The sequence below is a fragment of the Nonomuraea sp. KM90 genome (assembly GCF_052246675.1).
Classification (GTDB): domain Bacteria; phylum Actinomycetota; class Actinomycetes; order Streptosporangiales; family Streptosporangiaceae; genus Nonomuraea.
Genome location: NZ_JBQQCB010000034.1, coordinates 34370 through 46955 on the forward strand (window position 1 = coordinate 34370; position 12586 = coordinate 46955).

General features: G+C 71.0%; 11 protein-coding genes. 2 read left to right on the plus strand and 9 right to left on the minus strand.

The annotated features are described in order from the left end of the window. Window positions 1-5 precede the first annotated feature (5 nt). The 3 genes from ACTWPW_RS29215 to ACTWPW_RS29225 all read right to left on the minus strand — a co-directional run bounded on the left by ACTWPW_RS29215 (window position 6) and on the right by ACTWPW_RS29225 (window position 2565). Window positions 6-827: a phosphoenolpyruvate hydrolase family protein gene (locus tag ACTWPW_RS29215; protein ID WP_375111724.1), complete on the minus strand. Its 822-nt coding sequence runs from the start codon at window positions 825-827 to the stop codon at window positions 6-8. Then, window positions 824-2128, minus strand: coding sequence for a Tm-1-like ATP-binding domain-containing protein (locus tag ACTWPW_RS29220; RefSeq protein WP_443170527.1), 1305 nt, complete (start codon window positions 2126-2128; stop codon window positions 824-826). Before ACTWPW_RS29220 ends, ACTWPW_RS29215 begins: the two co-directional genes overlap by 4 nt. 80 nt (window positions 2129-2208) lie before the next feature. Next, window positions 2209-2565: a luciferase domain-containing protein gene (locus tag ACTWPW_RS29225; RefSeq protein ID WP_375111726.1), complete on the minus strand. Its 357-nt coding sequence runs from the start codon at window positions 2563-2565 to the stop codon at window positions 2209-2211. Window positions 2566-2799: 234 nt separating this feature from the next. Here ACTWPW_RS29225 and ACTWPW_RS29230 point away from each other — a divergent pair, with 234 nt between their 5' ends. Then, window positions 2800-4476 (plus strand): glycosyl hydrolase family 18 protein, encoded by a 1677-nt coding sequence (locus ACTWPW_RS29230; protein ID WP_443170528.1) that lies wholly within the window; start codon window positions 2800-2802, stop codon window positions 4474-4476. Between the two features lie 43 nt (window positions 4477-4519). On the opposite strand, the gene ACTWPW_RS29235 is transcribed toward ACTWPW_RS29230, so the two are convergent. Further along, window positions 4520-5365 carry an aldo/keto reductase gene (locus tag ACTWPW_RS29235; RefSeq protein ID WP_443170529.1) on the minus strand — a complete coding sequence of 282 codons (846 nt, stop codon included), beginning with the start codon at window positions 5363-5365 and terminating at the stop codon, window positions 4520-4522. A gap of 144 nt (window positions 5366-5509) precedes the next feature. Between ACTWPW_RS29235 and ACTWPW_RS29240 the strand changes: the two genes are divergently transcribed. Further along, window positions 5510-7054 carry a M28 family metallopeptidase gene (locus ACTWPW_RS29240; protein ID WP_443170530.1) on the plus strand — a complete coding sequence of 515 codons (1545 nt, stop codon included), beginning with the start codon at window positions 5510-5512 and terminating at the stop codon, window positions 7052-7054. Between the two features lie 144 nt (window positions 7055-7198). Here ACTWPW_RS29240 and ACTWPW_RS29245 read toward each other — a convergent pair whose 3' ends face one another. Genes ACTWPW_RS29245 through ACTWPW_RS29265 form a run of 5 tightly spaced genes read right to left on the minus strand, consistent with a single transcriptional unit; the run spans window position 7199 to window position 12569 of the window. Beyond that, window positions 7199-8569 (minus strand): sulfatase-like hydrolase/transferase, encoded by a 1371-nt coding sequence (locus tag ACTWPW_RS29245; protein WP_375111730.1) that lies wholly within the window; start codon window positions 8567-8569, stop codon window positions 7199-7201. A 19-nt stretch (window positions 8570-8588) separates the two neighbouring features. Continuing rightward, window positions 8589-9395, minus strand: a complete 807-nt coding sequence (locus ACTWPW_RS29250) for a carbohydrate ABC transporter permease (RefSeq protein WP_364136177.1) — start codon at window positions 9393-9395, stop codon at window positions 8589-8591. Continuing rightward, window positions 9395-10267, minus strand: coding sequence for a carbohydrate ABC transporter permease (locus ACTWPW_RS29255; RefSeq protein WP_375111731.1), 873 nt, complete (start codon window positions 10265-10267; stop codon window positions 9395-9397). The genes ACTWPW_RS29250 and ACTWPW_RS29255 overlap by 1 nt, the downstream gene beginning before the upstream one ends. Continuing rightward, on the minus strand, window positions 10264-11532 hold the full coding sequence (locus ACTWPW_RS29260) for a sugar ABC transporter substrate-binding protein (protein WP_443170531.1): 1269 nt from the start codon (window positions 11530-11532) through the stop codon (window positions 10264-10266). The genes ACTWPW_RS29255 and ACTWPW_RS29260 overlap by 4 nt, the downstream gene beginning before the upstream one ends. Before the next feature lie 14 nt (window positions 11533-11546). Then, window positions 11547-12569 (minus strand): LacI family DNA-binding transcriptional regulator, encoded by a 1023-nt coding sequence (locus ACTWPW_RS29265; protein ID WP_443170532.1) that lies wholly within the window; start codon window positions 12567-12569, stop codon window positions 11547-11549. Between the last annotated feature and the right edge of the window lie 17 nt (window positions 12570-12586).

The window sequence follows — 12586 nt, forward strand, 5'->3', positions numbered from 1 at the left end:
CCCTCCTACGCGGGCAGGTTCTTGAAGGCGCGGAGCTGGTCGGCGATGGCGCGCTCGGCGGGCAGGCGCTCCATCGACGAGGCGCCGAAGAAGCCCGCGACGCCGGAGGTGCGCTCCTGGATGTAGCGGACGTCGTCCGGCTCGGCGATGGGGCCGCCGTGGCACAGGACGATGACGTCGGGGTTCACGGCCACGGCGGCGTCGTGCATCTCCTGGACGCGGACGGCCGACTCGTCGAGGGTGAGCGCGGTCTTGGCGCCGATGCTGCCCTTGGTGGTCAGGCCCATGTGCGGCACGAGGATGTCGGCGCCCGCCTCCGCCATGGCCGTGGCCTGCTCGGCGTTGAACACGTAGGGGGCGGTGAGCAGGCCGCGCTCGGCCGCCAGCCTGATCATCTCGACCTCCAGGTCGAAGCCCATGCCGGTCTCCTCCAGGTTCGCCCGGAAGACGCCGTCGATGAGGCCGACGGTGGGGAAGTTCTGGACGCCGGTGAAGCCCATCGCGTTCAGCTGGTCGAGGAACTGCGGCATGAGCCGGAACGGGTCGGTGCCGCACACCCCGGCCAGCACGGGGGTGTCCTTGACCACCGGCAGCACCTCGCCGGCCATCTCGACCACGATGGCGTTGGCGTCCCCGTACGGCAGCAGCCCCGCCAGGGAGCCGCGCCCGGCCATCCTGAACCGGCCGGAGTTGTAGATGATGATCAGATCCACGCCGCCGGTCTCGGCCGCCTTGGCGGACAGCCCCGTGCCCGCGCCGGCCCCGATGATCAGCCGGCCGGCCTTCCGCTCGCCGTGCAGCCTGCCGAGCGCCTCGTCCCGGTTCATGCTCTTCCCTTCTGGATCAGCTCGTGCAGCCGGTCGGCGGCCGCGACCGCGAACCGGGGCCGGTTGATGTCGTCCTCGCTCTCCACCACCTGCACGTCGCTGCCCGCCACGGCCCGCAGCACGGCCTCGAAGCAGGCGGCGTCGGCCGCCGGGTCGTGGAACGGACCGCCCTCGACGTCCACGGCGGAGACGCCGCCGCGCGGGACGAACAGCGCGACCGGCCCGGTGGCGGCGGCCAGCTTGGCGCCGATCGTCCGGCCGAGCTCCGCGTTCTCGGCCGGCGTGGTCCGCATCAGCGTCACGGTGGGGTTGTGCACCAGCAGCAGGCGGTCCCTGAACCGCTCGGGCACGGTGTCCATCGGGCCGAAGTTGACCATGTCCACCGCGCCCAGGCTGACGACCTGCGGCACCCCGGCGGCCCCGGCGGCGGTCAGGCGGTCGGGCCCGGCCGACAGGACACCGCCGACCAGCTCGTCGGCCAGCTCGGTGGTGGTGAGGTCGAGCACGCCGGCGAAGTAGCCGCTCGCGACGAGCGCCTCCATGGTCCGCCCGCCGGATCCGGTGGCGTGGAACACGAGCACCTCGTAGCCCAGCTCCTCGAGCCGGGCGCGGGCGGCGTCCACGGCGGGCGTGGTGACGCCGAACATCGTGGCCGCCACCAGCGGCCGGTCGTCCTGCCCCGCCTCGCGCGGACGGCGGTCGTCCTGCCGCGCCCCGCCCGGGCGGCGGTCGTCCTGCCGCGCGCCGCCGGGGCGGCCGGCGGCCGCGCGGGCGTCGTACGCGGCCGCCATCGCGGCGATCGCGGCCGCCGCGTTGCCGAGGATCTGGCGGGAGATCGAGTTGATCCCGGCCACGTCGACGACGCTGTACATGAGCGTCACATCGCTCTGGCCGACGTACGCCGACACGTCGCCGCCGGCCATGGTGGAGACGAGCAGCTTGGGCAGCCCCACGGGCAGTGCCGCCATGACGGCCGCCGCGATCGAGGAGCCGCCGCTGCCGCCCAGCGCCAGCACGCCGCTCAGCCGCCCCCGCGCGTACAGGTCGCCCGCGACGGCCGCCGCCCCGTCCGCCATCGCCCGCAGCGCGGCGCCACGGTCGCCCGCGCTCCTCAGCCGCTCCAGATCGCTCCCGCCCGCCTCGGCGACGTCCGCCGCCGTCACGTCGGGGGTCAGGGACGGGGTGCCCATGACGCCCGCGTCGAGCAGCACCACCTCCTGGCCCGCGGCGGTGACCAGGTCACGGACGTAGGCGTACTCGCCGCCCTTGGTGTCGAAGGTCCCCAGCAACAACACGGCCATGCGCCGACCCTCCTTCGAGCCCCGGTTCGCTGCCACAGCGCCACAGCGCCACCCTGCAGCCTCCCCCGAGGCGGGGACGGTCACGCCTCCACGGGCACGTGGGCCTTGATCGCCACGCTCGTGAGGGCGAACAGCAGCTCCAGGTCCGGCTCCGCGTCCACCTGCACGGCCACCCAGGCGCGGTCGGGGCAGGCGTGCACCTGGTCGCATTCGCTCAGGTAGGGCCCGAGCCGGTCGATCGCGGGGGCGGTCAGGCGCACCTGCACCTCGGCCGAGCCGGTCAGCCGCAGGATCTCGGTGCCGCGCACGGCGAAGACGGGGCCGCGCCGGGTGTCGCTCACCACCAGCGCCGGCCAGGACCGCAACTCCGCCACCGCACGGGCCACGTACGGCCCCCGGCGTTCAGCCGCCCGCCACCGGGCGGTAATTCCTGCCACACCTCAATGCTGCGCCACGGCCGCACCCCGCGTCAGCGTCCGTTCCGCAACCGTTATCCACGCCCTCGACCGCAGGGCGAGTACGCCGTGCCGCGATTTCACGATCTGACCGCTACGTATTGACGCCTTCCGCAGCCCGGAGTTAACGTCGTCTCATAATTAAAAGGAAACTTTCCTAATAGTTTCCTGGGCATCCCACCCCCCGTACACCCCCCAACCGGATGTCGGAGCATCATGAGACACACCATCCTGAGCAAGGTCCTCGCCGGGCTGGCGGCCTTAGTGCTGCCCCTCACAGCGGTCGTCGCCGCCCCGGCCGGGGCTTCGGCCGCGTCCGCGGCGCAGGCCGCGTTCGCCGACTGGGCGCCGTGGACGGCGTACACGGCGGGCACGCGCGTCACGTACAACGGCGTCGAGTACGAATGCGTCCAGAGCCACACCTCCCAGCCCGGCTGGGAGCCCCCGAACGTGCCGGCCCTGTGGAAGACCACGGGCGGCGGCGGCACGGACACGGCCGCGCCGACCGTCCCCGGCAACCTGCGCTCCACCGGCGTCACCAACACCAGCGTCACACTCGCCTGGAACGCCTCCACCGACAACGTCGCCGTCACCGGCTACGAGATCTACCGCGGCGGCACCCTCGTCACCACCGTCACCGGCACCACCCACACCGACACCGGCCTGACCGCCAACACCGCCTACACCTACACCGTCCGCGCCCGCGACGCCGCCGGCAACCGCTCCGCCAACAGCAACTCCGTCAGCGCCACGACCACGGGCGGCACCGGCGGCGGGGGGAACAAGGTGCTCGGCTACTTCGTGCAGTGGGGCGTCTACCAGCGCGGCTACCACGTCAAGAACATCGACACCAGCGGCTCCGCGGCCAAGCTGACCCACATCAACTACGCCTTCGGCAACGTGCAGAACGGCCAGTGCACGATCGGCGACAGCTACGCCGACTACGACCGCTTCTACCAGGCGGGCGAGAGCGTGGACGGCGTCGCCGACACCTGGGACGCCGGCGCGCTGCGCGGCAGCTTCAACCAGCTGCGCAAGCTCAAGCAGAAGCACCCGCACCTGAAGGTGCTGTTCTCCTTCGGCGGCTGGACCTGGTCCGGCGGCTTCGGCCAGGCCGCGCAGAACCCGGCCGCCTTCGCCAACTCCTGCTACAACCTGGTCGAGGACCCGCGCTGGGCGGACGTCTTCGACGGCATCGACATCGACTGGGAATACCCGAACGCCTGCGGCCTGACCTGCGACACCAGCGGACCGGCCGCGTTCAGGAACGTCATGTCGGCCCTGCGCACCCGCTTCGGCTCCAACTACCTGGTCACCGCCGCCATCACCGCCGACGGCAACAACGGCGGCAAGATCGACGCGGCCGACTACGGCGGCGCCGCGCAGTACGTGGACTGGTACAACGTCATGACCTACGACTACTTCGGCGCCTGGGCGGCCCAGGGCCCGACGGCCCCGCACTCGCCGCTCAACAACTACAGCGGCATCCCGATCGCCGGCTTCTACTCCGACAACGCGATCCAGAAGCTCAAGAGCAAGGGCGTGCCGGCGAGCAAGCTGCTGCTCGGCATCGGCTTCTACGGGCGCGGCTGGACCGGCGTCACGCAGGCCGCACCAGGAGGCACGGCCACGGGGGCGGCGCCGGGAACGTACGAGCAGGGCATCGAGGACTACAAGGTCCTCAAGACGCGCTGCCCGGCCACCGGCACGGTCGCGGGCACCGCGTACGCTCACTGCGGCAACCAGTGGTGGAGCTACGACACGCCGGCCACGATCGGCGGCAAGATGAGCTACTCGAAGAACCAGGGCCTCGGCGGCGCGTTCTTCTGGGAGCTCAGCGGTGACACCACCAACGCCGAGCTGCTCACGGCCATGAAGACCGGCCTGGGCTGACCGGACGGGGCCGGCCCTCCGCGCCTGGGGGCCGGCCCACCCCTCAGCCCAGCTCGCTCAGCTGGTCGGCCGTCAGCGACACCGTCGAGGCGGCCAGGTTCTCCTCCAGGTGGGCGATCGAGGAGGTGCCGGGGATCGGCGCCACGATCGGGGAGCGGGCCAGCAGCCAGGCCAGGCTGACCTGCGAAGGCGTGGCCCCGACGGCCTTGGCGACGTGCTCCACCGGGCTGCCGGGCGCGGCCAGGGCGCCCTTGGCGACGGGGCTGTAGGGGATGAACGCGATGCCCTGCGCCGCGCAGTGGTCCAGCACGCCCTCGGAGTCCCTGAGGGTGAGGTTGTAGCGGTTCTGGACGCTGGCGATCTCGACGACGCGCCGCGCCCGCTCCAGCTGCTCGACGGTCACCTCCGACAGGCCGATCGCGTCGATCTTGCCCTCGTCCCGCAGCGCCTTGAGCTCGCCGACCTGGTCCTCCAGCGGCACCTGCGGGTCGACGCGGTGCAGCTGCAGCAGGTCCAGCCGGTCCACGCCGAGCCGGCGCAGGCTCATCTCGACCTCCTGCCGCAGATACTCCGGCCGCCCCACGGCATGCCACTGGCCGGGCCCCGTGCGCACGAACCCGGCCTTGGTCGCGACCAGCAACCCCTCCGGGTACGGGTGCAGCGCCTCGCGGATCAGCTCCTCGTTGACGTACGGGCCGTAGGAGTCGGCGGTGTCGATCAGGTTCACACCCAGCTCGACCACCCTGCGCAGGACCCGGACGGCCCCGTCGCGGTCGCCGGGCGGCCCCCAGACGCCGGGCCCCGTGAGGCTCATGGCCCCGTATCCGAGGCGGTGCACGGTCTTGCCGCCGATGGCGATCGTGCCGGTGGACGGGAGCGATATGGGCATGCGGTCTCTCACCTCGTGTGTGACGTTCCAAGTCCGTGATGCAACGGATACGTGGTCAATCTTCCCTATCACCCCACCGATGAATACCTTTCGGGGCACGTGCGAATTTTGACCCGGTTCACCCTCCACGTTTCGAGGAGCAGCATGCGTTCCCGTTTACGTAAAGGCGTGCTCGGCACCATCACCGCCATGGCCGTGGCCCTGTCCCCCCTCACCCTCGCCGGCCCGGCGGAGGCGCACTCGGGCGCCCATTCCGTCCGCAAGCTGGTGCAGGCCGTCTCAGGCAAGAACGTCAAGAAGCACCTGTACGCGTTGCAGGCCATCGCCAACGCCAACGGCGGCACCCGCGTCTCCGGGACCCCCGGCTTCGACGCCTCCCGCGACTACGTGGCCCGCAAGCTGCGCGGCGCCGGTTACGACGTGACGATCCAGCCCTTCGAGTTCACCTTCGACGGCTACGTCACCCCGCCCGTGCTCAAGCGCACCAGCGGGGAGCAGAAGACGTACACGTACGGATTCTTCAGCGACTACGTCGCCATGCAGGACTCCCCCGCGGGCGCCGTCAGCGGCACGCTGCAGCCGGTGGACCTGGTGCTGCCGCCGGGGCCGGCCGCCAACTCCTCGTCCTCGGGCTGCGAGGCGAGCGACTTCGCCGGGTTCGTCGCCGGCAACATCGCGCTGATGCAGCGCGGCACGTGCAGCTTCCGCATCAAGGTGGACAACGCCATCGCCGCCGGGGCCTCCGGGGCCGTCGTGTTCAACGAGGGGCAGGAGGGCCGTACCGAGATCGACTTCAACCCGGTGCTCGGCGGGCCGGGCGTGACGATCCCCTCCTTCTTCACCAGCTTCGAGGTCGGCGACGAGCTGGCCGCCACGGCGGGCACCACCGTGCAGATGAACTGGGACCCGATCGTGGAGACCAGGACCACGTACAACGTGATCGCGCAGAGCAGGAAGGGCGACCCGGACAACGTCGTCATGCTCGGCGCCCACCTGGACAGCGTCCAGGAGGGGCCCGGCATCAACGACAACGGCTCGGGCAGCGCCGGGGTCCTGGAGGTCGCGCTGCAGATGGCCAAGACCAGGCCGAAGAACCAGATGCGCTTCGCCTTCTGGGGCGCCGAGGAGTTCGGGCTGCTCGGCTCCGACCACTACGTGACCTCGTTGACGGAGGAGGAGCGGGCCAGGATCGCCCTCTACCTCAACTTCGACATGATCGCCTCGCCCAACTACACGTTCGGGATCTACGACGGCGACGGCGACGCGTTCGGCACCGCCGGGCCCGCCGGATCCGACGTGATCGAGGAGGACTTCGAGAAGTTCTTCGCCGGGCGCGGGCTGCCGTTCACGGCGACGGCCTTCACCGGCCGATCCGACTACGGGCCGTTCATCGAGGTGGGCATCCCGTCGGGCGGGCTGTTCACCGGGGCCGAGGTGCTCAAGACAGAGGAGGAGGCGGCGATCTTCGGCGGGACGGCGGGCATCCCGCTCGACCCGTGCTACCACAGCGTCTGTGACACGATCAGGAACGTCAACGACCGGGCGCTGGACGTGAACTCGGACGCCATCGCGACGCTGGCGGGGACGTACGCGTACTCCACCGGCAGCATCGGCGCCACGACGCCGGCCCCGGCCGCCCGCACCGCCCGCACGCCCCATACCCACAAGCCGGCCGACGCCGCCGGCTGACCGGCCCCGCCCCGCGCCTCCCCCGCCCGCGGCACTCCGGTTGCGGTCCTTGATGAGGGGGAGGCGGGGGGTGCGCCGACCGCGGTGCGGCGGCCACCGCCCGCTCCGCCGGAAGGATCCCGGCCGAAGCACGGGCCGGCGGTGTCAGGGGGTGCCGGGGCGTTGGTGGCCGAAACGGACCGGTTTGGGGCCGTGCAGGCGGACCTCCGGGTCGGGCATCGCCTGCTCGCGCCCCGCCCGCTCCACTGCGGCCTCCACGACCGCCGGCTCCTCCCCGGCGGCCACGATCCGGCGGACCAGCCGCTCGCGCAGCCCCGCCGCCACCTCCGCGTGCGACGCGTACCCGGCCAGGTTGACCAGCTCGTGCGGGTCGTTCTCCAGGTCGTACAGGGCCTGCTCGCGGTAGCGGGAGGCGGCCGACACGTCCCAGGGGTGGGCGTCCTCGGCGACGGCGTAGTACTTCCACCGCGACGTGCGGATGCCGCGTCCCACCTCCGACTCGCTCACCTGGAAGAACACCTCCTCCGGCCACTCGGCGGACCGGGGGTCGCGGATCAGGGGCAGGAAGGAGCGGCCCTGCATCTCCTCGGGCACGGGCAGCCCGGCGGCCTCCAGCAGCGTGGGCGGCAGGTCGATGGTGCTGACCGGGCGGGAGATCGCGCCGCCGCCGTCGAAGCCGGGCCCGCGCAGCGCCAGCGGCACGCGCAGGGAGGCGTCGTGGCAGGAGCGCTTGTACTCGCCGTTGCGGGTCTTGAAGTGGTTGCCGTGGTCGGAGGTGTACGCGACGATCGTGTCGTCCAGCAGGTCCATGCTGCGCAGCGCGTCCAGGAGCCGGCCCAGGCCCTCGTCCAGGCGCTTGACCTGGCCCAGGTAGCCGCCCATGTGCTGGTGGGCCGTGCCGCCGAGCGCGGCCAGGTCCGGCGGCATCCAGCGGCCCTGATAGCGCTCCTCGTAACCCTCGGGCGCCGGGTAGTTGTCCACCTCGTTCTGGTGGTGCGGCTCCAGGAACGACAGGAACAGGTAGAACGGGTCGTCGGCGTGGTCGGCGACGAAGCGCACGGCCGCGTCCACGAGGGCGTCGGAGCGGTAGCCGGGCAGCAGGACGGGGTCGTTCGCCTCGTCGAACACGATGGTGCGGTAGGCGTCGGAGGTGTGCTCCAGGGCGTTGGCCGCCAGCCACGACCGGTAGCCGCCGCGCTGCTCCTCGGGGACCGGCTCGCTGCCGGCCAGGTGCCACTTGCCGATGTAGCCGGTGGCGTAGCCGGCCGCGCCGAAGTGGTGGGCCAGCGTGCGCTCCTCGGGGCGCAGCACGCGGCCGTTGCGGTAGACGCCGGTCGTGGTCGGGTAGCGGCCCGTCTGCAGGGCCGCGCGGGCCGGCGCGCACACCGGCTGCGGGGTGAGCGCGACCGTGGCCTGCGTACCGTTCCTGGCCATTCTGTCGAGGTTCGGGGTGAAGGGACCGACGGTGTCCCACCGCTGCTGGTCGGTGAAGACGACGATCACGTTCGGGCGCAAAAGGAGGACTCCTGTCGAACTATTTGAGGCCGGTCAGCGCGATACCGCGTACGAAGTATCTCTGGGTCAGGATGAACAGGACGGCGGTGGGGACGAAGAGGATCACCGAGCCGGCGGCGGTGAGGTGCCACAGCGTGAAGTACTCCTGGTTGAACAGGGTGAGCCCGACCGGGATGGTACGCATCTCGGGCGTGCTGGTGGCGACCAGCGGCCAGAGGAACTCGTTCCACTGGAAGACGAACGTGAACAGCCCGAGCACGGCCAGTGCCGGCCGCGTCTGCGGCAGGATGACGCTGCGGTAGATCCGCAGCTCGGAGGCGCCGTCGATGCGCGCGGCGCTGATCAGGTCGTCGGGGATGGGCTGGATGAACTGTCTCATGAGGAAGATCCCGAACGCGTCCATGAGGAACGGCGTGATCAACCCCTGGTACGTGTTGAGCCAGCCCATGTTGGCCATCAGCACGTACAGCGGGATCATGCGCACGAAGAACGGCACCATCAGCGTGGCCAGCAGGGCCACGAACAGCGTGTTGCGCAGCGGGAACCGGAACTTGGCGAACACGTACCCGACGAGCGGGTCGAACAGCAGGTGCGCCAGCGTGATGAGGCCGGCCACGACGAGGCTGTTGACGATGAAGTTCCCGAACGGCGCCCGGGTGAACAGCTCGGCGTAGTTGCCCCACTGCGGCGACTCCGGCACCAGGACGGCCTCGGCCGACAGCGTCTCGGCCTCGGTCTGCAGCGACAGCGAGAGCATGTAGAGCAGCGGCACGACGGTGACGAGCGAGGCCACGCCGAGCAGGGTGTAGAGCAGCGCCTTGCGCATCAGTACGTGACCTCCCCGCGCCGCCCCGCCCGCAGCTGGACCAGGGTGAACGCCACGATCACGACCAGCAGCAGCACCGACTGCGCCGAGGAGTAGCCGAAGTCCCTGGTGCGGAAGGCGACGTTGAAGATGTGGAAGACCGACAGGTCGGTGGCGTCGCCGGGGCCGCCGCCGGTGATGATGTACGCCTGCCCGAACGCCTGCAGCCCCGAGATGACCGCCATCACCGACACGAACAGCGTGGTCGGGGCGAGCAGCGGCAGCGTGATCCGCCAGAACCGGCGCCAGGCGTCCGCCCCGTCGATCTTGGCGGCCTCGTGGTAGGTCTCCGGGATGCCCTGCAGCCCGGCCAGGAACAGCACCATCGTGTAGCCGACGCTCTGCCAGAGCGTGACGGCGGCGATCGTGAGCAGCGGCGAGGTGTTGAGCCACTGCTGCTCGGGCAGCCCCATCGCGTCCAGCGCCCGGTTCAGCACGCCCAGCTCGGGGTCGAGGATGTTGCGCCACAGCAGCCCGACGATCGCCACCGAGGTCAGGTAGGGCACCAGCAGCAGCACCCGGAAGGCCACCCGCCCCTTGAGCGGCTGGTCGATCGCCATCGCCAGGGCCAGCCCGAGCACGATCGACCCGATCACCACCATCACCGCGAAGCCCACCGTGACCAGGAACGAGTGCCGGACGGAGGGGTCGGCCAGGGCCTGGGTGTAGTTGCCCAGGCCCGTCCACTGGTCGGCCATCGGCCCCGTGCGGAAGCTCGTGGCCACCACGTTGCCGATCGGCAGGTAGAAGAAGGCCGCGAAGAACAGGATCGCCGGGAGCAGGAAGAGGTAGGCGGTCCTGGCGTAGCGGCCGGACAACGTGCGGGGCCTCACTTCAGGAAGCCCTCCGCCGTCTCGGCGAACTTGCGCAGCACCTCGGCGGCCGGCTGGTTCTGGATGATCACCTGCTGGTACATGACCTTGAGCTGCTCGTCCCACTTGCCGAGCTGGCCGGTCAGGCGCACCTGCTGGGAGGAGTCCTTCGCGTACGGCAGCGCGTCGGCGAAGACCTTGATGACCTCGTTCGACTGCACCTCGGGCAGCTCGGTCCAGGAGACGCGCGGCATGAGCATGCCCGTCTCCTTGGTGGCGGCCTGCTCGACCTCGATGGCCGTGATGCGCTTGATGAAGTCCCACGACAGGTCGGGCCGGGCCGCCTTGGCGGGCACGAACATGCTCACCCCGGCCGCCTGCGTGGCCTGCGTCTTGTGCTTCAGCGGCGGCGCGACGCCGAGCTCGATGTCGGGGCTGGTCTTCTTGATCGGGTCCAGGTCCCAGGGGCCGGTGAAGATCATCGCGGCGCGCTTGGCCGAGAACAGCTTCTGCGGTCCCGAGTAGTCGGTGCCGGACACCGGCACGGGGGCGACCTTGTGCTTGTGGATCAGGTCGGCCTGGAACTGCAGGGCGGCGACCGCGTCCTCGATGGGCGTCATGACCTTGCCGGTCTGCGGGTCGTACGGGGTGACGCCGGCCTGGGTGAGCCAGGGCCAGACGTAGAGGTAGTCCTGGTTGAGCGCGACGCCGTACACGCCGTCCTTGGTCAGCTTCTTCGCCGCGTCGAGGAACTCCTCCCAGGTGGTCGGCACCTCGACCCCGGCGTCCCTGAGCATGGCCTTGTTGTAGAAGAGGGTGTTGCAGGTCAGGTGGAGCTGCACGCCGTACACCTTGCCCTGGTACGAGTTGCGCTCGACCGTCACCGGCTGCCAGTCCGAGGGGAAGCCCATGGCCTGGCCGTCGCGGTCCACGTAGTCCTGCAGCGAGCGGGCGTTGCCGGAGACGGCGAACTCCTGCACCCACCCGCCGGGCTCCTCCACCAGGTCGGGCACGGTCCCGGAGGCGAAGTCGGCCAGCAGCCTGGTGCGCAGGTCGGGCCACTGGTACTTCTGCAGGTTGACCTTGACCTTGTTGGCCTGCTCGAACTCGGCGATCACCTTGCGGTATGCCTGGTAGTCGTGGCCCGCGTTCCAGTAGACGGTGAAGGTGCCGGGGGCGGCGGAGCTCTGCGTGGTCGGCGCTCCCGCGCAGGAGGACAGGACGGGCACCGCGGCGGCCGCCCCGACGAGTCGGAGCAGGTCACGGCGTGAGGGGTGGGAAGGCATCTCGGATTTCCCTTCTAGGACGAGCCCCGCCGCATGAAGGTCCAGGAGCGGACGATCTCGCGGGCGGGCGGCGGCTCCTCGGCCTGGAGGCGGTCGAAGAGCAGGCGTACGACGTCGGTGTAGTCGTGCCGGATCGGGCCGACCGTGCTGAGCTGCGGATTGCTGATGAGACCCTCGTCGATGTTGCCCGCGCCGACGATCGCGACGTCGCCGGGCACGCTCAGCCCCAGGTCCCGGGCGGCCCAGATGGCGCTGATCGCCGCCCGGTCGGAGGCGGCGAAGATCGCGTCGGGCCGGTCGGGGGAGCGCAGGAGCTCGGTCGCCGTCTGGTACGCCGACACGCGGTCGTCGGCGCCCCCGGTGACGATCCGCTCCTGCACGCCGTGCCGGTCCAGGGCGGTGGTGTAGCCGAGGAGCCGCCCCGCGGGCCGGTCGCGGTAGAGCTCGTGCCGGTGCGCCATGAACGCGATCCGCCGCCGGCCCGTGGCCAGCAGGTGCTCGACCGCCTCGGCGCACGCCTCCGTCTCCGGGGTGCGTACGACGTCGCAGCCCGCCAGCCCGCTCTCGTTGCTCAGCACCACCATCGGCAGCCCGGTGGCGGCCAGCCCGCCGAGCAGGTCCTGGGTGAGGTGGTCGCCGACGACGTTGATCAGGGCGCCGTCGGCGATGCCGCCGCGCAGCACGTCGATGGCGGCGTTCGCGCGGGCCTCGGAGTAGACGGCGAGCGAGACCACGGAGTAGCCCCGCGCGTCGGCCATCTCGTGCAGGTCCGTGGCCAGCCGCTCGTCGGTGGGCACGCCGCCGAACGAGCTCAGCACCAGGCAGACCCGCTGGGTGCGGCGCTTGCGCAGGCTCCTGGCGGCCTGGTTGGGGGTGTAGCCGAGCTGCCTGGCGGCATCGAGCACCCGCTGCCTGGTCTCGGCGGCCACGGGTCGGTCGCGGCCGCTGAGGACGTAGGAGACGGTCGCCACTGACACGTTCGCCAGCTCGGCCACTTGTCGCGCTGTTGGTCTCATGTTAGTCGAATAACCTAGCATTCCCTACAGGGATATGG

Bases quoted from the DNA above. Each gene is read 5' to 3' on its own strand.
- ACTWPW_RS29215 (WP_375111724.1), bottom strand. From the start codon at position 827: ATGAACCGGGACGAGGCGCTCGGCAGGCTGCACGGCGAGCGGAAGGCC.
- ACTWPW_RS29220 (WP_443170527.1), bottom strand. From the start codon at position 2,128: ATGGCCGTGTTGTTGCTGGGGACCTTCGACACCAAGGGCGGCGAGTAC.
- ACTWPW_RS29230 (WP_443170528.1), top strand. From the start codon at position 2,800: ATGAGACACACCATCCTGAGCAAGGTCCTCGCCGGGCTGGCGGCCTTA.
- ACTWPW_RS29235 (WP_443170529.1), bottom strand. From the start codon at position 5,365: ATGCCCATATCGCTCCCGTCCACCGGCACGATCGCCATCGGCGGCAAG.
- ACTWPW_RS29240 (WP_443170530.1), top strand. From the start codon at position 5,510: ATGCGTTCCCGTTTACGTAAAGGCGTGCTCGGCACCATCACCGCCATG.
- ACTWPW_RS29250 (WP_364136177.1), bottom strand. From the start codon at position 9,395: ATGCGCAAGGCGCTGCTCTACACCCTGCTCGGCGTGGCCTCGCTCGTC.
- ACTWPW_RS29260 (WP_443170531.1), bottom strand. From the start codon at position 11,532: ATGCCTTCCCACCCCTCACGCCGTGACCTGCTCCGACTCGTCGGGGCG.
- ACTWPW_RS29265 (WP_443170532.1), bottom strand. From the start codon at position 12,569: ATGCTAGGTTATTCGACTAACATGAGACCAACAGCGCGACAAGTGGCC.